This is a genomic window from Thalassolituus sp. UBA3500 (assembly GCF_002377545.1).
In the GTDB taxonomy this organism is placed as follows: domain Bacteria; phylum Pseudomonadota; class Gammaproteobacteria; order Pseudomonadales; family Oceanobacteraceae; genus Thalassolituus.
On the sequence record NZ_DFQB01000032.1, the window covers coordinates 227,058 to 248,516 of the forward strand.

Consider the following 21,459-nt stretch of genomic DNA (forward strand, 5'->3'; position numbering starts at 1 on the left):
ACCGGTTTTTGTTTCCCTGTAGTGCATCTGATAACAAATATAACTTGGGATCAAGTTTCTTCTGCGTAGTGAGCGTTGAGATTGGTTTCGAATCAGTTTGCCAGCGCCCGCAACACCAACTCAGGCTCCCTCGCCACAACATTCAACAGCACCAATGCCGGACCTTGCGGAGAGCGATCACCGCGCTCCCAGTGGCGCAGGGTACTGACACTGATGCCAAAGGCAGAGGCAAACTCATTTTGTGACATATCCAGCTTCGCCCGGATAGCTTTTACATCAAGCGGCCCGAACTCATGGATAACCGCCTTTTGGGCTTTCCCTTTTGAAAATTCGACGGCTTCTTTCAGCCCTTGCTCAATACTTGCGAATGCACTACTCATCGACTTCACCATAATGCTTGCGTAACAGGTCGGTGAGTCTGGCCAGATCGTTTCTCTCAGCTTTGCTGAGGTTAGCCTTTTCACCTTTCCCAAATACAGTCAGAAGAAAGAGGGGTATGGTTCCGTTGTGGTAGAAGTACACGACACGGGCACCACCCCTTTTGCCTCGCCCTTGGGCAGACCAGCGTAGTTTACGTATCCCGCCGGTTCCTTGCAGGATATCGCCAGCCATAGGGTGACGTGCTAAGTAATTGATAATACTCAGCTTCTCTTCATCCGTGAAAAGATTGATAGCTCGCTTCTGAAATTCAGGGAGCTCTACGATTGTCTGCATAGGACTTAGTGTAATCCAATGGATTACCTTTTAGCAAGAAGGCGAGCAGAACAGTGTGTGTCTCATTGACCTCAAAGTGTCGACCAATGTTGAGATTGCTCGCGAATAGCCAGACAAGCTAGCTGAATTGCTCATACATGGAGATTTGAAGTCTGAAGCGTTGTTTGTCCGATACGCTGTCGGGAATAGGATTCCCTCCTAGAAAGGGGGCAGTGGTGTTCCAGAACGATGTTCGCGAATAGCCAGCCAAACTGACTAACACACCCCTACGTTCTATGACGTATACCTTAGGTCCGCTTCTTCCCTTAATTTAGGTTGAGAAGGAGGTTCTGATGATTAAAGTTGGCACGGTGAAATCTATCTGGCGTTATCCGGTAAAGGGGATGGCGGGTGAGTCGTTGGGTTCTGCGCAGGTGTCTGAGCGTGGTGTCTATGGTGACCGCGTTCTGGCGGTCCAGGATGTGGTCCGACAGGAAATTCAGAGCTGTAAATTCCGACCTGAGCTGCTGAAGTGCCGGGCTACGCTGACAGGGCAATTGGTTGATTCTGACGCGCCAGCCTCTGTTGATGTTCTTTTCCCGGATGGTTGCAGGTTGAGTGCGGCGTCTCCGGGTATTCACCAGAAGATTTCTGACCTTCTTGGCCATTCAAGTCGTATCCAGGCCCTGCGTCCTGCGTCGGATGAGGCGTTTTATCAGCGGTTCAAAGAAGATGATCACACCTGGCTGGACGAACTGAAAGCGACCTTCGAGCGTGAGCCGGGTGAGCCACTGCCCGATCTGGATAATCTGCCTGAAGAGATGCAGACCTATGTTTCATTGCTGGGCAGTTTTTTTCTGGTATCGCCATTTCATATAGTGACGACTGCGAGCCTCGACTATCTGAAGTCTAAGAATCCTGATTCTGACTGGCATGTTGAGCGCTTTCGTCCCAACCTTGTCATCGAAACGCTCCCCGAGTTTGATGGTCTTGTAGAGCAGTCGTGGGTTGGGTGTTCTTTGAAGGTGGGTGGGGTCACTGTATCGTGCTCAGACACTGCACCCAGGTGCGGTGCTGTTGTGCGCGAGCAGCAGGGGGTACCGAAAGACTCCAGGGTTCTGAGGACCATAGTACGGGAAGCTGAGCAGAATCTTGGTGTTTACGGCGATATATCTGCCACCGGGAGCATCTGCGTGGGTGATGCGGCTTATTTGTACCGTACTATCGATGACTAGCCCTCGGGTGTGAGGCCTGTCAGCGTAATATACTGAGTAAATTATTGATGTCCTGCTATGATGTGGTAATAACTCGCTGGCGATAAGTGACGACTCTAAGGAATTGACAGTCCTGCTGGTTTGCTCAGACATTTCTTTGGTTTGTTATATGGCACATTTCAGCTGGCGGCGATACTTTGGCCGCGCCTGTATTTCCTCTCTTCTGTTTCTTTCAATTTTCTCTCATTCCGAAAACGCACCAGACAGAACTGTCTTCACCATGGCCTATACGGCAGACCCGGCTCAGAGTCTGACCATGGCCTGGTATCATAAGCTGATTTCAGAAGCCTTTGGTCGTCTTGGGATTACATTGGAGTATGGTGTATACCCTCCATTGCGGGCGACCACTTTGCTGACTACCGGCAAGATCGACGTTGAGGGTTTGCGTGCTGCCGGCTATGAGGATGATAACCCGAACGCTGTGATTGTGCGCGAGTCGATTCTGACGACTAAGTACGGGATGGCGACGATTAATCCAGAGATACAACTGGATCGTTTGTCGGACCTTGAGGGGAAGTCGTACCGGGTGGAATATCTGCGTGGCGTAGAGCCGTTGGGCGATATGCTTAATGATGTTGTCTCGGAAGGCTATCTGTTTGCGATTACCAGTCCGGAACAGGGACTTCATAAGTTGTTAGCGGGGCGCTCTGATGTGTTTATTGATTTTCCGGGGCGTATTTCCGCTTTAATAGAGTCACTCGATCTGAGCCTTGCAGGCATTCATGTGAATGAATTTGAAGACGATATTGTTGTGTATCCCGTGCTTCACCGTCGTCATGCCGATCTCGCTCAACCTCTGCAGCAGGTGTTGAGCGAGATGAAGGCTCAGGGATTGTTCGAACAGTATATGGAAGAAACACGGAAAGTGTTTTTGTTGCCTCCGGATCAGTAGCTTGAAGGCACAAGCCGTTTAATGAACTCAAGCTGCCTGGAGATATTATCTTCAAACCAGTGATCCAGATATGGGTCAAAGTGATTAGCGTCTATTGTCTGAATTTCAACACTGTCTGAAGACAGTCTGCGTACCTTATTTTCGTCGAACGGTGCGACGCTATCGCGGGTAGCGCCAATGATCAGCGTCGGTATTGTAATCTTCTTCAGATGTTTTCGTGGTCGATAGAAGCCCATAGTTGCAAGTGATCTCGCCGCAATACGGTTGTCCTGTTGGCGTTTCAGCGTATCTTCGATCCAGCTTTCTACGCGCCATGCGCCGTCGCGGTCCATTGAGGAGTATTCACCTTCAGGGGAGACGATGGGCACATAATGCGTTGCAAACGGGTTGAGCATATCCCGCATCATATCGATACCAAAGTGGATCATTCGTGCCGGTGGCACGGCCTTTACGGCCAACATGCCGTCGAGCATAGGGACTTGAGCAATCGCTCCGCGAAGTTCAGGATGCTCGGCCGCTATCTTCACTACATGACCGCCCCCAAAGGAACTACCCCAGAGAATAATATTGGTCTGATCGACGTCCGGCAGCGACTTGGTGTAGGTCAGTGCAGCTTCGACGGTTTTTTCACGCTTCCACGGGCTGATAACGTTGCGTGGGAGGCCTTCGCTGTCTCCCCAACCTGGATAGTCAAATGTGAGTACGGCGAAGCCTGCATCGTTAAATGCCCTGATAAATTCAGTGACGAGGGTAAGTTGGGTTCCACCCCAACCATGCACCATCAGAATCGTGGGATACGGCCCCTTGGTGTTGTCGGGCTTGTGGAGTGTGGCTGCACAGCTTACCCCTTGATTCCTGAATGATCCCTTCACTCGGTTTTCTGATAGTACGTTCATGATGATTGAGCCTTTGTTATTACTTGTCTTATCTTGAATGGCATTCAAGATAGCGTATCTGTATCTTAAACGTCAATCAAGAACTGGATCTGGAAAACGAATGGCACGCAACAAGCGGCATGTAGAGCAGAAGATAAAGAGAGAAGAGATCGAGGCAGTCGCCATGGCGCTGTTCAAAGAGCAAGGCTATGAAAAGACCTCGATGTCGAGTGTTGCCAAAGCAGCCGGCGTGGCTGCGAATACCATCTACTGGTACTACGCAAATAAAGACGATCTCCTGATCGCGGTGCTGAACCGGGAAGTGATGCAGGCCATGCCTCAGGTGATCGCGATGCAGAATGCTCCCTTGACCGAACGGGTATTGAAGTTGATTGAGCAGTTCGAGAGTTCGGGGTCTTTGATGACGGACGTTCACTCTCGGGTGTCGCATTCAGAGGTTGTGCGCAATTGGCACGATCGCTTTCACCAGATGGTCGAACAACTCTCGGTGTCTGAGTTGATTAAGGCGGGTCTTGAGCCCGCGGCAGCACAACTTGATGCCCGTTTGATGGTTTACGTGATCGAAGGACTGCTTGCGCATCCGCATACGATGGAAGAGCGGGTTCAGGTGGTAGAGCACGCTCTGGGTAAGTTGGTCTGAGTTTTACGCGTATTGGATTGAATTTCAGACACAAAAAAAGCGCCATAGTGGCGCTTCGTTTAATCAAACCAGAGCTGTCACATTTGTGACTGCAGGTAGTTCTCTATACCTATCATCTTGATCAGGCGTAATTGACGTTCGAGCCAGCGGGCGTGGTCTTCTTCTGTGTCGTAGAGTAGTGGCTGAAGTAATTCACGAGTCTGATAGTCTTTTTCTTCTTCACAGATGGCCATGGTCTCTTTCAAGAGATCAGCGACGTAGTACTCCACATCAAGGTCTGCCTGAAGCATCTCTGGGACAGTTTCTCCCACGTTGAGATCATCCGCGTTAGACAGGTCAGGAGTGCCTTCCAGAAACAGAATACGTCTGACCAGTACATCCGCGTGCTGGGTCTCTTCTTCCATTTCGTGGCTGAGACGCTCATAGAGTTTATTCAGCCCCATGTCTTCGTAAATCCGCGAGTGAGCGAAGTACTGATCGCGGGCGGCCAACTCACAGTTGAGAAGTTTCTGTAGTTGATCAATAACGCGCTGACTGCCTTTCATGGAATCCTCCGGGTTGAATAAGTATCTTTAGCAACGATAGCGCGGGCAGGCTCTGTGAACAAGCCGAAAAGCCTGTAGATACGAGGGTTAGGGGTGGTTTTTTGTAATGAGCCAGGCGACTGAGAATTGTTCTTTTTATGTTTTGAAATATTCGTTTTATTGAGGCTGTGCAGTGGGATATTTCAGAGAATGTAATTAGTAACGCCGGGTGATATGCCCGGCGTTACTTTTCTGACCTTAAGCTCAGATCTTGCGGCTTGTATCAAGCCTCAGCTGTTTCCAGCGTAGGATAGTCCGTATACCCTTTTGCATCCTGAGTGTAGAAGGTATTCGGGTCAGGCTCGTTGAGTTCTGCCCCCTGGCGAATGCGCTCTGGCAGATCAGGGTTGGCAAGGAAGGCTGTGCCGAAGGCGATGGCATCCGCATGGCGAGACTCTACAGTATCGGCAGCTTCTTCCGGGCTGTAGCCCATGTTCAGAATCAACTGACCATTATAGAGTTCGCGGAATGGCGTGACCACGTCCGCTTTCTGCTCACCGAGAAAATCAGCACGCATGAGATGGACATACGCAAGATCTTTGGGGTTCAGGTGCGCGGCAAGATACTTAACCAAGGCGACCGGATCACTGTCTTTCATATCGTTGAAGCCATTCAAAGGCGAGAAGCGTACGCCTACCCTGTGTGGTGTAAACACCTCACACACTGCATCCAGTACTTCTGTGAGGAAGCGTACCTGGTTGTGCCATGAGCCGCCGTAGTTGTCGTCGCGAGTGTTAGCACCGTCCCGCAAGAACTGATCTAGCAGATAACCATTTGCACCGTGAACTTCAACACCATCGAAGCCGGCCTTTTTAGCGTTTTCAGCGCCTTTGCGGAAATCGTTCACCAGTTCTTGAATCTGTTCTTCGGTCAGAGCCTCCGGTTTCTGATATTCGAATTGGCCCTGAGGGGTAGTTGATCCGCCTTCAATAGCTATCGGGCTGGCCGATACAGCAGGTTTTCCATCATTGAGTTCAGGGTGAACAGCGCGCCCTGCATGCCAGATCTGCATGAAGATACGGCCGCCCGCGGCATGAACCGAATCCGTGATTTTCTTCCACTCACTGACCTGTTCGTCAGAGTAGATACCCGGCTCGCTCGCGAAGGCCGACGTCTGCGGGGTAACCATGGTGCATTCGGTAATGATCAGACCACCGCTGGCACGTTGAGTGTAGTACTCGCGCATCAGCTCATTGGGCATATGATCGATCGCGCGACAGCGGGTCAGGGGCGCCATAATGACGCGATTTGGAATATCCAGAGAACCGAGCTGAAGGGGCTGGAATAGTGAATCTGTTGCTGAGGTTGAAGTACTCATTATGTGCTCCTCACAGAGAATATGTCTTTGTGAGAAAGCAGAGAGAGGTATTGGTTCCTGCCTGAGTGAGTGACAGTCTGTTCCTGTGGAAGAACAGACCGTCGAGTGGCCCTATTCAGACGCGTTGAGCTTTGAGGCGGTGATTTGCCGCAGACTCGTTAACGTTGAGGATATGGTCGCCAATACGTTCGATACGATTAAGGACGTCGATAAATATGACACCAGCTCTCGGGCTGTAGTCGCCGTTCTCAAGGCGTGAGAAGTGGGTGTCACGGAATGAGTCCCGCAGTTCATCTATGCGGTCTTCGAGTTCGATCGCACGCTCAAGGCTGACTTCTTCAGGCTCTTTCGACGTGCTTTCCTGCATGTTCTGCACAGCGTTTCTCAGAGCTTCCATCATCTGCACCATGTCTGCTCTGGCATCACCAGGCCATTGGCTGCGTGTTTCATGCAGACGCTCCGACAGTTTCGATATCTGGAAGTAGATGTCTGCGATACGCTCCATGTCGTTAATCATGGTCTGCAGGAAACGGATGCGTTCAATCAGGTCATGCTCCAGGTTGGTGTTTTCACTGACCCGCACGAGATAGTCTGAAATCTCAATTTCCAGCTGATCAGTGGCTTCTTCAGCTGCAGCGATGCGTTTCAGGAGTTTCGATCTTGATGCTTTCTTGTCGAACAGAAGCTCATCAACATCAGCATGCATACGATTGAGTATCCCTGCAAACTGTTGGGCTTCTTTTTGCGCCTGTTCCAGAGCCAGTGCTGGCGACGTCATAACTCCGGCGCTGATGTATTTGAGGCGGAAGTCGTCGGCGCCGTCTGCGCTCTTTGGAAGAATGCGCTCGATAAACCTTACTATGTAAGGGATAAAGGCAAACAGCAGAATGACATTCAGGATATTGAATGAGGTGTGAAAGAGCGACAGACCGAGCGTTGCGTTGGGTCTGGCTTCCGGGGCATCACTCAGAATAGAAACCGGTGCGGTTGAGAAGTTCTGAACCACCAGGTCGATTATGTGCATCACCGGATAGATAGCCGCCAACATCCAGACGACACCGATCAGATTGAATATCAGGTGGAACCGGGCTGCCCGTTTCGCGTGCACGTTCCCCACCATGGCGGCAAGGTTCGCTGTCACTGTGGTGCCTATGTTTTCACCCAAAACCATGGCTGCAGCCAGCGGAAAGGATATCCAGCCTTCGAACAACATCACCAGTGTGACGGCCGTTGCCGCCGACGATGACTGCATGACAAGGGTGAGTAGCGTACCGATGACGACAAAAATAAGCAGAGAGGCGTAGCCGAATCCGGTGAACATATCGAGGAACTCGAGTATCTCCGGGTTGCTGCGAATGTCAGGCACGCCGTTTTTGATGAACTCGAGGCCAATAAACAGAATGCCGAAGCCGACCATGGTTTCAGCAATGTTGCGCAGGCGGCTGTTTTTAGAAAACAGGAAGGCGAAAAACAGGCCGATCACTGCCATAGCAATCGGCGTGATCTTCATTTTGAAGCCGAACAGGGCAACGATCCAGGCGGTCACAGTGGTGCCTATGTTGGCCCCCATAATCACCCCCGTAGACTCGACGAACGTCAGTAGACCAGCGTTGACGAAGCTCACGGCCATGACCGTCGTGGTCGTCGATGATTGGGTGATGGTTGTTGTTGCGAAGCCGGTGACAACACCGGTAACACGATTGCGGGTCATGCCACTGAGCACGGACTTCAGGCGGCTTCCTGCCACTTTCTGGAGACCTTCACTGAAGATCTTCATACCGAAAATAAAGATGCCGAGGGCACCGATGAGCTGGAGGAAGTCGAAAAGAGTGTAGTTCATACCTTACCTGAATCCGGTCGCTTCAGCGGAACTGAGTCCGTCGGTGACTTTAAGTTCGCGATTTCGGCTGCGAACAGGGTTGCGAATTGGTGCGCGATTATATGACGGAAATGCCCCAGAAAGTCATCTCCATGTCATAAAAATGCAATATTTATTGTCAGTGGACTCAGCGTTGCTCAAGCCTTGAAATCATATTCTTGAGCTCATGAATTTCTGCACGCAGATCATTCAGTGACGCATTGCCTTGCTCTTCATCTTGTTCAGCGCGTTCTCTCGCGTGTTCGTCTTCAAGCACATTGACGACGATCCCGATCACCATGTTCAGGAAGGCAAAGGCGGTGAAGAAGATGAACGACAGGTAGAAGCTCCACGACAGAGGGTAGACCGCCATGGTTTCGTACATGACGTCGGTCCAGTCTTCAAACGTCATTACCCGGAACAGCGTCAGCATAGAGATAGCGATGTCGCCCCACAGGTCGGGATTGATGCCAGCAAAGAAGGTCGCGCCGATCGCTGCATATATATAGAAGATGATAAACATCAGTAGCACAACATAACCAAGCTGGGGCAGGGCGCGGACCAGAGAGTTCAGAAGCATGCGCAACTCAGGGATGATAGAGACCATACGCAGAACGCGGAATACCCTTACCAGACGGCCGACCAGTGCCATGTCGCTGTTATCAATCGGGATCAGACTGACCACGACGACCAGAGTGTCGAAGACATTCCAGCCATTGTGAAAGAATCGCTTCTTATTAGGTTCAGCGATGAAGCGGACGATAATCTCAAACAGAAAGAGAAAGGTAATCCCCACATCCAACCAGACAATCGCTTGCGATACGGTCTCTGGGATTGGATAGGTTTTGGCGCCAACCAGAAGCGCGGAGATAATAATGACGCCAACAACAAACAGCTCGAAGGCACGGTTGTTCTTAAGTGCGAGGGCTTTGTCCTGAATCGTCTGGATTGTGCTCATAATATCTGGCCTGAAGGGGATCTTGGAAAACGCGAATATTATCTATCCTGCGCCTGAATACAATGCCGCATTAGGTGTGGTCTCATGCACGATCTTATGCTTGCGGTTTGATGCCCAGTTAGCGTACACTACGCGCCCTTTTGTGTGGGTTGCCTGTACGGGTGGCCCCAGGCCCTTCAAGCCAGTTGCATGCATTGCGCATATCCCTGGCCTTGAGGGATGTTAAACGGTAGGCGATTTCAAAACCTGCCACTAGATAAAACGACCGGAGTAGACACACTTTATGGTAGTTATTCGTTTAGCCCGCGGCGGCTCTAAAAAACGTCCTTTTTATCACATCAACGTAGCTGACGCGCGCATGCCTCGCGACGGTCGCTTTATCGAGCGCCTTGGGTTCTTCAACCCGATTGCTCGTGGCCAGGAAGAAGCTCTGCGTATCGATCTGGAACGCGTTGAGTACTGGGTAGGTAAAGGCGCACAGCCAACTGACCGTGTTAAGAAGCTGCTGAAAGACGCTGCTAAAAAAGAAGCGTAATTCAGTTTAACCGGGGGTAAGCAGTGTCTGAGAACATTCGCGTTCTGGGTAAAATAAGCACTGCGTTTGGCATTAAAGGGTGGGTGAAGGTGTATTCCTACACACAACCGATGACAAACATTCTGGAGTATCCTGTCTGGCATATCCGTAAGGATGATCGCTGGCAGCAGATTAAAGTACTTCAGGGCAAGCCTCAGGGAAAAGGTCTGGTGGCAAGCCTTCAGGGCATTACAGACCGTGATCTGGCATTGAGTTTACATCAGTGTGAGATTGGGGTTCCTGAAGATGAGCTTCCTGAGCTTGAAGAAGATGAACATTATTGGTTCCAGCTGATCGGACTCAAGGTAGTAAATACCGAAGGTGTGGTGCTGGGCCAGGTGAAAGAACTGTTTGATTCGGGTGGTGGTAATCAGGTGGTGACGGTGACGCCTTGCGAGGGCAGCATCGATCAACAGCAGCGCTTATTACCCTTTGTAGATCAATACGTTCTTGAGGTCGATCTGGACGGCAGTGTGATCCAGGTGGACTGGGACCCGGATTTTTAACCCCTGGCCAACAGGGCCAGAGAGGAGTGAAGACCGGTGTGGTTTGGTGTTGTAACTCTGTTTCCTGAGATGATTCAGGCGTTGACCGGACAAGGTGTCAGCGGACGGGCAGTCAAGCAGGAGAAAGTCAGCGTGACCTGTTGGAATCCAAGAGATTACGCTTACGACAATTACCAGACGGTGGATGATCGGCCGTACGGCGGTGGCCCAGGAATGCTGATGAAAATTCAGCCATTAAAGGACGCCATCCATGCTGCGAAAGCAGCGGCAGGAGAAGGCGCTAAGGTGATTTATATGTCGCCACAGGGCCGGAAACTGGATCAGGAAGGGGTGCTCGAACTTGCTCAGCACGACAAACTGATTCTGGTAGCTGGACGGTATGAAGGCATTGATGAACGTCTGATTGAGGCGGAAGTCGACGAAGAATGGTCTGTCGGCGATTTCGTACTCAGTGGTGGTGAGTTACCAGCCATGACGTTGATGGATGCTGTGATCCGGTTAGTGCCTGGTGTATTGGGGCATGAACTGTCGGCTCAGCAAGACTCTTTTATGGATGGCTTGCTGGATTGTCCGCATTACACACGGCCTGAAGTGTACGAAGGCGAAGCAGTACCCGAGGTATTGCTGAGCGGGAATCACGAAAAGATCCGCCAGTGGCGCTTAAAGCAGGCACTGGGCAGAACCTGGCAACGCAGACCAGACTTACTGGCTGAACTGGAACTGACAACCGAGCAACGAAAGTTATTGACAGAATACCTTGACGAGAACGCGGCTGAGCACTCGTCAGACTGTTAAGGAGCGAACAATGAGCAACAAGAACCCAATCATTCAGCAGATTGAAAACGCACAGCTGAAAGATGCTATCCCTGCGTTTGGCCCTGGTGACACTGTTGTCGTACAGGTAAAAGTAAAAGAAGGCAACCGTGAGCGTCTGCAGGCGTTCGAAGGTGTGGTGATCGGTAAGCGTAACCGCGGCCTGAACTCTGCTTTCACTGTACGTAAGATTTCACACGGTGTTGGCGTAGAGCGTACCTTCCAGACTCATAGCCCACTGGTTGACAGCATTGCTGTTAAGCGTCGTGGTGACGTACGTCAGGCGAAACTGTACTACCTGCGTGAGCGTAGCGGTAAATCTGCACGTATCAAAGAAAAGGTATAATCCTTCGGGAATACCTTTCTTTACCGAAAAGCGGGCCTTGTGCCCGCTTTTTTGTGCCTGACAGATACGGTTTCCTGTTATGGTCAGCCTATCGAGATAAAGTCACATACGATGTATAAGAGCACAGATATGAAAAAGACATTGACCGCGCTGGTCGCTGCCATGCTGATGAGTGCACCGGCTCTCGCTGATAATGCGAAGCTGAAAGAAACCATTGAAGCCAAGATGAAAGAAGTACTTGGCCCGCGGGCGGATGTTACTGAAGTGGTATCGCTGGGCGAGGGGCAGATCTATGAAGTGGTGATGATCGACGGCTCTTTAATGCATATAACGCCGGACCTGAATTATCTGATCTATCAGAACACTCTGTATAAGTTCAGCGAGGGTGGACTTGATAATGTCAGTGATCTGCGCAAAGTAACGCTGCGTAAGAAGGAGATGGCATCGATCCCCAATGAAGACACAGTCGTATTCCCTGCGCAAGGGGATGAAAAGGCCGTCATCAATGTGTTCACAGACATCGATTGCGGCTACTGCCAGAAACTTCATCGCGAGATGGATGATATCAATGCGAAAGGTATAACCGTTCGCTACCTGGCGTATCCGCGTGCTGGCATCTTTGATCAGACTGGCGGTTATACCGAGTCTTACAACAAGGTTAACTATGTGTGGTGTCAGGATCAGGACGATCGTGCACAAGCCATGACTGAGATTAAGTCACTGCAGGGCGAACTCTCAGGAGCGTATAGCCGGGTGCGCAACGCTTCAGCGTCTGACCGGGAGCCTGCCATGAAGGCGTTTGATGAAAAACGTGGAGAAATGCAGGCACTGGTGGCTTCGGGCTCTTGTGAGTCGCCGGTGGCCGCTCAATACAACCTTGGGCGTGCGATTGGCGTTGGTGGCACGCCTGCGATCGTTACCTCTGATGGCCAGCTGATTCCGGGTTACATGGAAGCAGATAAGCTTGCAGAGCGACTGGGAATATAATCGGCCAATGCTGGTGCACCATGTTAGAAACCCGCCTCGGCGGGTTTTTTTATGCATCAGGAATGTGGGCTTGACACTTGTGAATAACCTGACATCAGTCATTACGTGGGCTGACTGAGGTTATCCACAATTTATGCTATCTATTATCCAGAGGGGAAGGTTTTCAGTGTATTTGCAGGCCTCTTCTGATTCCAGTCAGAAAATAGAATGTCAACGCCGGTTTCGGGGTTTTTTCAGTGCGCCTGGGTTTATTTTGGTGCGTTGTTATGCACATCTTCAAAAGTGGCCGAATAAATGTGTCAATCTGGCGTAGAAAATATGAAAGTATCTATTGATTTTCGTAAGTCATTGAAAAATATACATTTTTTACTTGATTAAAAAATATACAATTTAAGCTTTATGCCCATTTTATCGGGGCTGGGCTGAGTTTTTAAATTATTACTCACACAGTTATCCACAGAAATTGTGGGAAACTATGGCGGGACAAACTACGACATTTTTTCAAAAAAAAGCTTCAAAACCTGCGTTCAGGTGTTGACACCTGAAAACTATTTAAAACTTCTTATGCACATGAAATCTCAGTGGCGCCACCGGACTGACAGGATAGTGTCAAATTCTTATCGATAGGATTGTCAATCTATAAGTTGCTGATTTATATAGAAAAATTTACTGTTAATTTTTTCAGCAAAATGACAGCGTCCCTTGTACCATGCGGGTTCCAGCCACTTTTGAAAAACTTATCCATAAAGTTATCCACAGAAAGTGTGGGTAACCGTGCGCAGGTCACGGTTTATCAGGGTTTCGAACCTCTGCGGGTAGTAAGAAGGCATCCATTGAAGGATGTGGCGGGTGCTGGAGCTCTGACAGCAGTGTTTCCGGCAAGGCCAGGTTCCAGTCAAAGCGGTCGAAAAGTTGACGCATGATCCGGTCCGGTCGGGCTATCAGAGTGAGCAGTTCACCTGTGTATGGGTGGAGCATCTCCAGTGACCAGGCATGTAACAGTAATCTTGGTGCATCCATATGATCGCGGAAGTATCGGGAGTGACGTCCCTTGCCGTAGCGTGCGTCGCCAATGATCGGGTGACTGAGGTGTTTAAGATGCCGACGTATTTGGTGTTTGCGTCCTGTATGAGGCCGACAGTCAATCAATGAGTATCGTGACTGCGGATACTTATCGATGGCCACAGGTATCTCGACCTGAGCCAATGAGGTGAAATCTGTGATTGCTTCCTGGGGCGGCTTAACACGCTCATGCTTTGCGTACTTGTCGACTGGCGGCGACATGGCGTAGTCGAGGTGGGTGAAATCCGGCATGTAGCCACGAACGATTGCCAGGTAGTGCTTTTCTACATCTCGCTGGCGCCACTGTTCTACGACCAGGCTGGCCGTTTCTGGTTGGCGCGCGAATACAAGCACACCGGATGTCGGTTTATCCAGTCTGTGCACCGGGTAGACTCGCTGGCCTAACTGGTTACGCACCAACTGCAAGGCAAACGCAGTTTCGTGGCGGTCAATTTCGCTGCGATGCACGAGCAGACCACTGGGTTTATTGATGGCAACCAGGTGCTCGTCCTGGTAAATAATATCAAGTTCCATCGTACGATTCCGGCTGAGAAGTCAAAGCGCGCAGTTTACGGCACGCGCCCGTTCAATACACCTTGCGGAGTAACAAGACTCGGATATGATGACGTGACTCTTCATGGAAGGCTGATTATGTTTCGTCGTTTTTTCTTATTTCTGCTGTTCTTTCCTCTGTATATAAACGCAGAACCGGTGGCATGGGACGGTCCGGGAGCGGAGGGCTGGCTCACCCGCAGTTCTGAACATTTTGACGCTCACTATCCAGCTTCAGACCCCGCATATGAGACACTGGCTCTGCATTCGCTGAATATCGCCGAGCAGGCCCACAGTGAATTGATGCCGTTCTTCACCACGCCTCCGGCGGCAAAGACCCAGCTGGTACTTTCTGATGATCAGGACATTGCAAACGGGTGGGCGACATTCTTTCCGTTTTCGCAGATACGGCTTTATCTCACGCCTCCGCATGACCTCAATGGCCTTGAGAATTATGACGACTGGCTGGCACTGCTGATTCGGCATGAGTACGTACATATTCTACATATGGAAATGGGGCGTGGTGCTCCAGAGAGATTCCGGTCGGTGTTCGGGCGCGTTCTGTTCTTCTTTCCACACTCGTTGATTTCCCCGATGTTGATTGAAGGTCTGGCGGTTTATCTGGAAACCGATTACGAAGCGGGAACGGGGCGTTTGGCGTCGAGCTGGTATGAGATGCAAATGCGCGAGGAAGTTCGGAGTGGCGAATTCGCATCCCTCGGCGAAGCAGCGATCAGCAGTCGTGAATGGCCATACGGGCAATACTATCTGTATGGCGCGTTTTTTATCGAATATCTGATTCAGACCTATGGTGAGGAAAAGCTACAGATGTGGCTGAGTCTTTATAGCGGTGAGATTGTTCCTTACCTGATGCTCAATAGTTCAGCGCGGCGCGTTTATGGACGTGATTTTGAGTCGCTCTGGGCTGGCTTCCGCATCGCGATGGAGCAAAGGTTTGGTGGCGAGGATACCGCCACAGCGGTGACGGCGGGGCAGTTACCTGCGAGTACGTTGCGTCAGCAAGTCAGTGGCTCTGATGGGCAGGCGGTCTATTACGTGGCCAGGGATGATGAAGATAGGCCTGTGTTGCAGCGCTGCACGGGCGTAGATGTTGAATGTGCTGATATTGCTGATGGCAGAGACATTACTTCGATTGATGTCACACCAGACGGCCGGATCATTGCGGTGCGCGCTCTGACGTACGCCAGCGGCCGCTACTCTGCTGATCTGTGGTTGTTGGAAGGAGGCGCCTGGACACCTCTGACGACAGACGCCCGGGTCGCCGATGCTCGCTGGCTGCCTGACGGCTCTGGCTTTCTCTACACCAGCTTCCGGGCGGGATTCAGTCATCTTTTGTTATTGTCACCGGATGGTTCTGAGACTCTGCTATGGCGGGGCAACTATGGAGAATACGTTGGCGCATTCGATATTAATAACGACGGTACACAGATTATTGCCGCCTATAAAACTCCGGGGCGGTCCTGGGAGCTTGCCAGCAAAGATGTGAGTAACAGTGACTGGACCTTGCTGACAGACTCTTCGGCGAACGAAGCGCAGCCGCGATTCACTACCGATGATCGACTATTGTTTGTTGCCGATTACGCCGGGAAGTTTGGCATGTATGAGTGGCAGGATGGCAGCGCTCTGTCGTTAGCTTCAGATGATGTGGATGTAACGAAATCGTTCGACCCCTGGATCACAGGAGACCGACTGTGGTTACAGGAATATACGGCGGGCGGCTATCTGTTGAAAAATACATCCTTACCTCTGGCGCACGGACAGGTCGAATATCAAACGGCGGCAACGCGCTCCGTCGATGTTGAGCGTGTTGAAGCGTCTGCGCCGGAAGCCTACGAGCCCTGGTCGACGCTTCGCCCGCATTACTGGTTACCCGTATTCTATGGCACTGAAGATACCCGCTATGTCGGCTTGAGTACCGGAGGTACGGATGCGTTGGGCCGCCATAACTATCAGGTCGACCTTGCCTATGGCACTGAGCAGAAGGCGTTCGATATGACATTGGTATACCAGTATCAGCGTTGGCTTCTGGGCTACGATGTTGAGAATGAACTGTACGACTTCAACGATACCGTTCCCGGTTTTACCGTGATTAAAGATCAGCAGTGGCGCCTTCAGCGAAACTGGTTGGTTCAGGCAATGCGGGACCGGCTCGGGCTTCACTCCGGGTTGGTCAGTCGCCGCATTTCCATTGATAGCGTCGAGCCAGGTGTGGTTATTTCTGGGGAGAGGGCTGCTGAAAGGCACAGCATAGGCCTGGCATTAACGTTTAATGATCAGCGTGGGTTGATGCATTCTCCGGGAGGATTCGGGCCGGGGGCAGAATTGGTTGCAGAAGACTTTTCTCTGCTTAATGACGACTTCTCAGGTGTGCACGTTCAGCCCGGATTTAATTACATGTTCGACCTGCCGGGGCGCCATTCCCTGATGTTCTCACTGAACACTGGCTTCGCGTCTGAAGAGGCGCCGGGCTGGCAGCTCGGTGGTTTACCACCACAGGAAGACTACGCACTGTTCGGTCGTGAACAACTAAGCCTGCGCGGATTCGATTCAGGTAATCAGTTTGGACGTTACTACGACAGGGAGAGGCTGGTCTATGCCGCGCAATTGAGTTCCATCAATGACAACTGGGGGATCTGGCCCTTAGGCTTGGATGACCTGGAGCTTCGGGTATTTCTTGAACGTGGCCGGGCCTGGACGGAGTCCGATGACCCTGAAGCTATGGTGGGAACCGGCGTAGAATTACGGTTAAACAGTATTGTTGGATATCGGGCGTTGGTGCCGGTCGTGCTTGGTGTCGCTCAGGGGCTTCAAGGCATTGGGTCTGAAACTCAGGGATATTTCGGTATACAGGCAGCTTTTTGATCGCTGTCTTATTTCCTCACTATATGTAGAGACGGTTTATGGATTTTCTCTGGATTCTGATTGCCTTTGTGTTTGGTCTGGTGGCGAGACAGTTCAGTCTTCCTCCTCTGATTGGTTTTCTGGTTGCAGGTTTCGTTCTCAATGTATTAGGGCGCGAAGCGACGCCTCTGCTTGATGAGCTGGCCTCTCTCGGAATCACGCTCATGCTATTCACCATTGGGCTCAAACTGGATGTACGCACGTTAATCCGCAAAGAAGTCTGGGGAGGGACGCTGGTGCAGAGCGGTACCTGGATTCTTCTGGGTATCGCGGCCTTACCCGTGCCGACGTGGCTGGGCCTGAGTCAGATTTTTGAAGTCGATCTGGTAACGGCGGCGCTGGTTGCGTTTGCACTGAGTTTTTCGTCGACCGTCGCGGTCGTCAAAATGCTTGAAGAGGCGTCTGAGTTGAAAGTCCGGCATGGGCGTCTGGCGTTGGGCATTCTTATTGTTCAGGACATTGTTGCGGTTGTTTTTCTGGTCGCGGCGACCGGTAAAATACCGGATGAGTGGGCTCTCGCATTGTTCTTACTGCCTCTACTCAGACCCGTGCTCTATTGGATTATGGAGCGTTCAGGTCATGGCGAATTGCTACCGCTGACGGGGCTGTTTCTTGCGCTAGGTGGCTACGAACTGTTTGATGCCCTTGGAGTTAAGGGCGATCTTGGTGCCCTGATCCTTGGCGTACTGGTCGCCGGGCACAATAAGTCGTCAGAGCTGTATAAAACACTGATGAGCTTCAAGGATCTTTTCCTTATTGGTTTTTTCTTATCAATCGGTTTCGCTGCGTTGCCAACACTGGAGATGCTTTACGTGACGGCGGGGCTGACGCTCCTGCTCGTGGTTAAGTTCGTACTTTTCTATTTTACGTTTATTCTTTTCGGACTGTCCGGTCGTACCGCCTATCTCACAGCATTAGCGCTGAGCAACTACAGTGAGTTTGGTCTTATTGTGGCCGATATGGGCGTGAAGCAAGCCTGGTTAGGTGACGAGTGGCTGGTGATGATTGCCCTGGCTATGTCGGTTTCTTTTCTTATCAGCAACGTGCTTTTCCGTCGTGCGCATTCCATTTATGCGCGTATGTACAAAACGATAAATCGTTTTGAGCGCGAAGGTGCGCATCAGTCGCTGAAGCTACCATCTTCTTTTGATGTATTGGTTGTCGGTATGGGTCGCGTTGGAAAGGGTGCTTATCAGGCACTGCATGGCAATGATACCTCAAGTGCATGGGGGCTCGAATCTGACACAGACCGCGCTGAAAAGCTGCGCAGCGAGTCTTTTAATGTCATCTCAGGTGACGCTGACGATCTCGAGTTCTGGCAGCAGGCCTCTGCTTGTGACATCCGTCTTGTCATGCTGGCGCTCCCGTCCCAGCAGGAAATGCTGGCCACGTTACAGATGATGAAAATAGCTGGCTACAAAGGGAAAACTGCGGCGGTAGCTCGTTATGAAGATGAACGAAGTCAGCTTCTTGAATTGGGCGTAGATGTTGTCTTCAACTACTACGCAGAGGTAGGGACGGGGTTCGCGGAGGAGTCACGACATCTCCTTTCTGTGACTGAGTGAAACCGTTGTATTACCAATTCATGTAACCGTTATACCTCACGGTTTTGGCAACAGGTCTAGTCAGTTTAATTTTGCATACTGAAACAAATTTTACTTTTTTGAGACTGAAAACCGACTAGCCTGAGTCAGTACCCAACGAGATGTATTAAGGAGAACTGTCATGGCTAAGATGTCGTTCCGCTTTACTACCGAAGTAGAGATTGAGCTTAAAGGCGATAGTTACGAAGAGATCTACCTTAAGATGAAAGACATGATGCATGGAGAGCGTGTGATCAGCACACAGTCAAATCTTAAGGTATTCCCGCCGGAAGACAGCCGGATGTATTTCGGCCTGGAAGGGGAAAAGGAATTGCACGAAATTCCTATGTTTAAAGGAGACTTTACGGAAGACATCCTTCGTCATTGAGTCACCCGTAGGGCGGTCAGGTGAATAGATAACACTCTGACCGTCCGGAAGTAGAGACTCTTCTATCAGAAGAGATTAAGAACTAGCGCGTGTTGCTCGCAGTGATCTGGTTCTTTCAGGTCATTCTTCTGGCGCGACTCATCGGATTTAATCCAGCTGTAGCTGTTACGCGACCCCTTGCACAGTGTTAACCCGAGTACGTTATTCTTTGAGCGTACGAAAAGATTCATATTCACAACGCCCCGAGACTTAGCCCTCAGATATATCTTCTTTGGTGAAATATTATAAGCACGCAGCCCATCTTTGGCGGTGATACTCATGGCACTGTCTGCTGGGGCGTTTACGAAGACGGCGTCGTCGCGAATTTCGATACTCGCCCAACTGGAATCTGTTTCAAATTCAAGCTCGTAGATTCTTTCTACCGACTCTTCGTCGGCTGCCATTGCAGGCAGAAAAGCGCTCAGTAACATACATGCGAGCAGATATCTCATAATCCTTATCCATGACCTGATTGTGTATAAAAAGTAAGAGGGCGCGACGGCCCTCTACTGTTTATAGTTCAGGGTTGGCAGGGCGTCAAAGATGCGCCTCCGCATACTCAGCAAGTTCAGAGCGCGGAGATCCCTGCAGATGTATCGTGCCGCCGTGCGGGAAGTGTTTGAATCGCTCGATCAGGTACGTCAGGCCAGAACTGATCGGATTCAGGTAGGGCGTGTCGATCTGGGCGAGGTTTCCTAAGCAGATCACTTTACTGCCAGCGCCAGCGCGCGTGATGATGGTTTTCATCTGGTGAGGCGTCAGGTTCTGGCATTCGTCGATAAGAATGAGGCTGTGCTGGAAGCTTCGCCCACGGATATAGTTCAGTGATTTAAACTGCAGTGGCACTTTCTGCAGAATGTAGTCGACGCTGCTGGTGGCGTTTTCGTCATCACAGTGGAGTGCCTCAAGGTTATCTGTGATCGCACCAAGCCATGGCTCCATCTTCTCGGCTTCGGTGCCCGGCAGAAAGCCGATATCTTCATCGAGTCCGCGAGTGCTGCGCGTCGCGATGATGCGGCGGAATTGCCCGGTTGCGACTGTCATCTCAATGGCAGCGGCGAGTGCCAGTATGGTTTTACCTGAGCCAGCTTGCCCCGATAACGTGACCAGGTGGATATCAGGATCGAGCAAGAGGTTAAGTGCCATCGCTTGCGCAGGGTCTCTCGGCTTCAAGCCCCAGGCATTGGTCTGCATCATCTGTTCGTAGGGCAGATCTTTAATCAGCGCGGCTTCTTCTCCTATCTGATGAACCTTGCCAATGAACCCCTTATCGTCGCTGATGAAGCGGTTAATAATGATGTCTTCTGGCAGCTGGTGGCGAGGAATGCGGTGATAGGTGCCGGTTTCATCATGGAAGGTTTCTACCTGCTCCTGTGTTTCCCAGAAAGACCCTTCTATATGGTGATAACCGGTTTCCAGAAGAGACACATCGGATAGTAGCTGGTCATTCTGGTAGTCCTGAGCACCGACGCCACAACCACGAGCTTTGAGCCGCATGTTGATATCTTTAGTGATCAGGATGGTCTCACGGTTGGGGTATTTTTCCTGAAGAGTGACCAGACTGTTGATGATCTTGTTGTCGTTGAGGTCGTCTGGCAGAGCGCGGCTTGGAGTGTGGAAAGTATCTAGCAGTATTGAGAAGTGTCCCTGATAATCGCCGTCGGGCCGCTCTATCGGAATGCCCTTAGCAATCTCTGTCGGAGAAGCGTCTCCGATGATGCGGTCTATCTGTCGTATCGCCTCCCGGCAGTCGGTCGCGATGGATGCCTTTCCCATCTTAAGTTTGTCCAGCTCCTCCAGAACTGTCATGGGGATAACGACCTGATGTTCTTCGAAGTTCAGGATCGCTGCTGGATCATGAATCAGAACATTGGTGTCGATAACGTACAGTTTGGTATCGGATTTACGCGCGGCCATAGAGTCAGTCTCCTGATTGCGTCATAGAGCGGAGCACAGAGGTACAGAAACCCGCCGGTAAAGCCTTTAGGCTCAGCCGTCTTAAGTTCGGTACGTATGTCTTCCGAGGGGGGTATTTGAAGAGCGGTAGGGGGAGTGACGATGCGGCCTGTACCCAGCGTCTGCGGTGTGCAGTCAGTGATCATGCTGTGTGCTACGGCTGTCAGGGCCAGCCGTGTCAGGAGATCGTTCAGAGAGACTCCCTCCAATCCTGTCGTCTGTTTTATCAATATGACGACCTGATCAGGATTTGCAACTACCGAGTGTAAGGGTGTGACTTTGTCCGCATTGCTTTGGTCTGGAAACTAAAAATAGACAATTGTTTATCTGTGTATGTAATCGTCACTTTTACGGAGTGCAACTGTGCCAGATAGTGGAGGTGTTAATCCATGTAAATGGCGTTTTACGACCTTATTGGGTGGCGATTAATGACTAATTTTTGTGGAATTTTATAACCACAGGGGTTCTGAAAAGTTTTTTTATTGCGAATTTCTGTAAAAAAATGTCACAGACGCGGGTGGGTGCCAAAAAGCCGCTTGGCACCAATTAACCTTTATGAGGCGCAACTTTTCCAATAGCTTACGTCGGGAAGGCAATTTGGTTGGTTTACATTGGTAT

Annotated in this window: 21 protein-coding genes; 11 read left to right on the top strand and 10 right to left on the bottom strand. The window is 50.8% G+C overall.

The window, feature by feature from the left end:
• Window positions 1–92 precede the first annotated feature (92 nt).
• Window positions 93–380 carry a NadS family protein gene (gene nadS, locus B2R29_RS08490; protein ID WP_301180650.1) on the bottom strand — a complete coding sequence of 96 codons (288 nt, stop codon included), beginning with the start codon at window positions 378–380 and terminating at the stop codon, window positions 93–95.
• Window positions 373–714, bottom strand: coding sequence for a type II toxin-antitoxin system RelE/ParE family toxin (locus B2R29_RS08495; protein ID WP_301180651.1), 342 nt, complete (start codon window positions 712–714; stop codon window positions 373–375). Before B2R29_RS08495 ends, nadS begins: the two co-directional genes overlap by 8 nt.
• Window positions 715–1,046: 332 nt before the next feature.
• Here B2R29_RS08495 and B2R29_RS08500 point away from each other — a divergent pair, with 332 nt between their 5' ends.
• The gene (locus B2R29_RS08500) at window positions 1,047–1,928 is read left to right on the top strand and encodes an MOSC domain-containing protein (protein ID WP_301180652.1); all 882 of its coding nucleotides are present in this window, start codon (window positions 1,047–1,049) and stop codon (window positions 1,926–1,928) included.
• Window positions 1,929–2,187: 259 nt separating this feature from the next.
• Window positions 2,188–2,859 (top strand): hypothetical protein, encoded by a 672-nt coding sequence (locus B2R29_RS08505; RefSeq protein ID WP_301180653.1) that lies wholly within the window; start codon window positions 2,188–2,190, stop codon window positions 2,857–2,859.
• Here B2R29_RS08505 and B2R29_RS08510 read toward each other — a convergent pair.
• Window positions 2,853–3,755 carry an alpha/beta hydrolase gene (locus tag B2R29_RS08510; RefSeq protein ID WP_301180654.1) on the bottom strand — a complete coding sequence of 301 codons (903 nt, stop codon included), beginning with the start codon at window positions 3,753–3,755 and terminating at the stop codon, window positions 2,853–2,855. The genes B2R29_RS08505 and B2R29_RS08510 overlap by 7 nt on opposite strands.
• 100 nt (window positions 3,756–3,855) lie before the next feature.
• Between B2R29_RS08510 and B2R29_RS08515 the strand changes: the two genes are divergently transcribed.
• Window positions 3,856–4,395: a TetR/AcrR family transcriptional regulator gene (locus B2R29_RS08515; RefSeq protein ID WP_301180655.1), complete on the top strand. Its 540-nt coding sequence runs from the start codon at window positions 3,856–3,858 to the stop codon at window positions 4,393–4,395.
• 77 nt (window positions 4,396–4,472) lie between these two features.
• Here B2R29_RS08515 and bfr read toward each other — a convergent pair whose 3' ends face one another.
• The 4 genes from bfr to B2R29_RS08535 all read right to left on the bottom strand — a co-directional run bounded on the left by bfr (window position 4,473) and on the right by B2R29_RS08535 (window position 9,113).
• On the bottom strand, window positions 4,473–4,940 hold the full coding sequence (bfr, locus tag B2R29_RS08520; RefSeq protein ID WP_301180656.1) for a bacterioferritin: 468 nt from the start codon (window positions 4,938–4,940) through the stop codon (window positions 4,473–4,475).
• 262 nt (window positions 4,941–5,202) lie between these two features.
• Window positions 5,203–6,297 carry an alkene reductase gene (locus B2R29_RS08525; protein ID WP_301180657.1) on the bottom strand — a complete coding sequence of 365 codons (1,095 nt, stop codon included), beginning with the start codon at window positions 6,295–6,297 and terminating at the stop codon, window positions 5,203–5,205.
• Between the two features lie 115 nt (window positions 6,298–6,412).
• The gene (locus B2R29_RS08530; RefSeq protein WP_301180658.1) at window positions 6,413–8,137 is read right to left on the bottom strand and encodes a Na/Pi cotransporter family protein; all 1,725 of its coding nucleotides are present in this window, start codon (window positions 8,135–8,137) and stop codon (window positions 6,413–6,415) included.
• A gap of 166 nt (window positions 8,138–8,303) precedes the next feature.
• Entirely contained in the window at window positions 8,304–9,113 is an 810-nt protein-coding gene (locus B2R29_RS08535; protein ID WP_301180659.1) for an ion transporter, read from the bottom strand.
• A 283-nt stretch (window positions 9,114–9,396) separates the two neighbouring features.
• Here B2R29_RS08535 and rpsP point away from each other — a divergent pair, with 283 nt between their 5' ends.
• The 5 genes from rpsP to B2R29_RS08560 all read left to right on the top strand — a co-directional run bounded on the left by rpsP (window position 9,397) and on the right by B2R29_RS08560 (window position 12,339).
• Entirely contained in the window at window positions 9,397–9,648 is a 252-nt protein-coding gene (gene rpsP, locus B2R29_RS08540; protein WP_068434880.1) for a 30S ribosomal protein S16, read from the top strand.
• Window positions 9,649–9,671: 23 nt separating this feature from the next.
• A complete protein-coding gene (gene rimM, locus B2R29_RS08545; protein ID WP_301180660.1) occupies window positions 9,672–10,193 on the top strand; it encodes a ribosome maturation factor RimM in 522 nt (173 codons plus the stop codon).
• Window positions 10,194–10,229: 36 nt separating this feature from the next.
• On the top strand, window positions 10,230–10,988 hold the full coding sequence (trmD, locus tag B2R29_RS08550) for a tRNA (guanosine(37)-N1)-methyltransferase TrmD (protein ID WP_301180661.1): 759 nt from the start codon (window positions 10,230–10,232) through the stop codon (window positions 10,986–10,988).
• Window positions 10,989–10,998: 10 nt separating this feature from the next.
• A complete protein-coding gene (gene rplS / locus B2R29_RS08555) occupies window positions 10,999–11,352 on the top strand; it encodes a 50S ribosomal protein L19 (protein ID WP_301180663.1) in 354 nt (117 codons plus the stop codon).
• Between the two features lie 129 nt (window positions 11,353–11,481).
• On the top strand, window positions 11,482–12,339 hold the full coding sequence (locus B2R29_RS08560; protein WP_301180665.1) for a DsbC family protein: 858 nt from the start codon (window positions 11,482–11,484) through the stop codon (window positions 12,337–12,339).
• Window positions 12,340–13,122: 783 nt separating this feature from the next.
• Here the strand turns inward: B2R29_RS08560 and B2R29_RS08565 are convergent.
• Window positions 13,123–13,935 (bottom strand): pseudouridine synthase, encoded by an 813-nt coding sequence (locus tag B2R29_RS08565; RefSeq protein ID WP_301180666.1) that lies wholly within the window; start codon window positions 13,933–13,935, stop codon window positions 13,123–13,125.
• A 117-nt stretch (window positions 13,936–14,052) separates the two neighbouring features.
• Here B2R29_RS08565 and B2R29_RS08570 point away from each other — a divergent pair, with 117 nt between their 5' ends.
• From B2R29_RS08570 to B2R29_RS08580, 3 genes are all read left to right on the top strand, one after another.
• Window positions 14,053–16,836: a hypothetical protein gene (locus B2R29_RS08570; RefSeq protein WP_301180668.1), complete on the top strand. Its 2,784-nt coding sequence runs from the start codon at window positions 14,053–14,055 to the stop codon at window positions 16,834–16,836.
• 38 nt (window positions 16,837–16,874) lie between these two features.
• On the top strand, window positions 16,875–18,440 hold the full coding sequence (locus B2R29_RS08575; protein WP_301180669.1) for a cation:proton antiporter family protein: 1,566 nt from the start codon (window positions 16,875–16,877) through the stop codon (window positions 18,438–18,440).
• Window positions 18,441–18,600: 160 nt separating this feature from the next.
• Entirely contained in the window at window positions 18,601–18,846 is a 246-nt protein-coding gene (locus B2R29_RS08580) for a hypothetical protein (RefSeq protein WP_301180670.1), read from the top strand.
• A gap of 65 nt (window positions 18,847–18,911) precedes the next feature.
• Here the strand turns inward: B2R29_RS08580 and B2R29_RS08585 are convergent, their stop codons facing one another.
• Window positions 18,912–19,337 (bottom strand): hypothetical protein, encoded by a 426-nt coding sequence (locus B2R29_RS08585; protein WP_301180671.1) that lies wholly within the window; start codon window positions 19,335–19,337, stop codon window positions 18,912–18,914.
• 85 nt (window positions 19,338–19,422) lie between these two features.
• On the bottom strand, window positions 19,423–20,802 hold the full coding sequence (locus B2R29_RS08590; protein WP_301180672.1) for a PhoH family protein: 1,380 nt from the start codon (window positions 20,800–20,802) through the stop codon (window positions 19,423–19,425).
• Between the last annotated feature and the right edge of the window lie 657 nt (window positions 20,803–21,459).

What these genes read in the sequence shown, in the direction of transcription:
- nadS (WP_301180650.1), bottom strand. Translation starts at nt 380, where the DNA reads ATGAGTAGTGCATTCGCAAGTATTGAGCAAGGGCTGAAAGAAGCCGTC.
- B2R29_RS08495 (WP_301180651.1), bottom strand. Translation starts at nt 714, where the DNA reads ATGCAGACAATCGTAGAGCTCCCTGAATTTCAGAAGCGAGCTATCAAT.
- B2R29_RS08500 (WP_301180652.1), top strand. Translation starts at nt 1,047, where the DNA reads ATGATTAAAGTTGGCACGGTGAAATCTATCTGGCGTTATCCGGTAAAG.
- B2R29_RS08505 (WP_301180653.1), top strand. Translation starts at nt 2,188, where the DNA reads ATGGCCTATACGGCAGACCCGGCTCAGAGTCTGACCATGGCCTGGTAT.
- B2R29_RS08510 (WP_301180654.1), bottom strand. Translation starts at nt 3,755, where the DNA reads ATGAACGTACTATCAGAAAACCGAGTGAAGGGATCATTCAGGAATCAA.
- B2R29_RS08515 (WP_301180655.1), top strand. Translation starts at nt 3,856, where the DNA reads ATGGCACGCAACAAGCGGCATGTAGAGCAGAAGATAAAGAGAGAAGAG.
- bfr (WP_301180656.1), bottom strand. Translation starts at nt 4,940, where the DNA reads ATGAAAGGCAGTCAGCGCGTTATTGATCAACTACAGAAACTTCTCAAC.
- B2R29_RS08525 (WP_301180657.1), bottom strand. Translation starts at nt 6,297, where the DNA reads ATGAGTACTTCAACCTCAGCAACAGATTCACTATTCCAGCCCCTTCAG.
- B2R29_RS08530 (WP_301180658.1), bottom strand. Translation starts at nt 8,137, where the DNA reads ATGAACTACACTCTTTTCGACTTCCTCCAGCTCATCGGTGCCCTCGGC.
- B2R29_RS08535 (WP_301180659.1), bottom strand. Translation starts at nt 9,113, where the DNA reads ATGAGCACAATCCAGACGATTCAGGACAAAGCCCTCGCACTTAAGAAC.
- rpsP (WP_068434880.1), top strand. Translation starts at nt 9,397, where the DNA reads ATGGTAGTTATTCGTTTAGCCCGCGGCGGCTCTAAAAAACGTCCTTTT.
- rplS (WP_301180663.1), top strand. Translation starts at nt 10,999, where the DNA reads ATGAGCAACAAGAACCCAATCATTCAGCAGATTGAAAACGCACAGCTG.
- B2R29_RS08560 (WP_301180665.1), top strand. Translation starts at nt 11,482, where the DNA reads ATGAAAAAGACATTGACCGCGCTGGTCGCTGCCATGCTGATGAGTGCA.
- B2R29_RS08565 (WP_301180666.1), bottom strand. Translation starts at nt 13,935, where the DNA reads ATGGAACTTGATATTATTTACCAGGACGAGCACCTGGTTGCCATCAAT.
- B2R29_RS08570 (WP_301180668.1), top strand. Translation starts at nt 14,053, where the DNA reads ATGTTTCGTCGTTTTTTCTTATTTCTGCTGTTCTTTCCTCTGTATATA.
- B2R29_RS08575 (WP_301180669.1), top strand. Translation starts at nt 16,875, where the DNA reads ATGGATTTTCTCTGGATTCTGATTGCCTTTGTGTTTGGTCTGGTGGCG.
- B2R29_RS08580 (WP_301180670.1), top strand. Translation starts at nt 18,601, where the DNA reads ATGGCTAAGATGTCGTTCCGCTTTACTACCGAAGTAGAGATTGAGCTT.
- B2R29_RS08585 (WP_301180671.1), bottom strand. Translation starts at nt 19,337, where the DNA reads ATGAGATATCTGCTCGCATGTATGTTACTGAGCGCTTTTCTGCCTGCA.
- B2R29_RS08590 (WP_301180672.1), bottom strand. Translation starts at nt 20,802, where the DNA reads ATGGCCGCGCGTAAATCCGATACCAAACTGTACGTTATCGACACCAAT.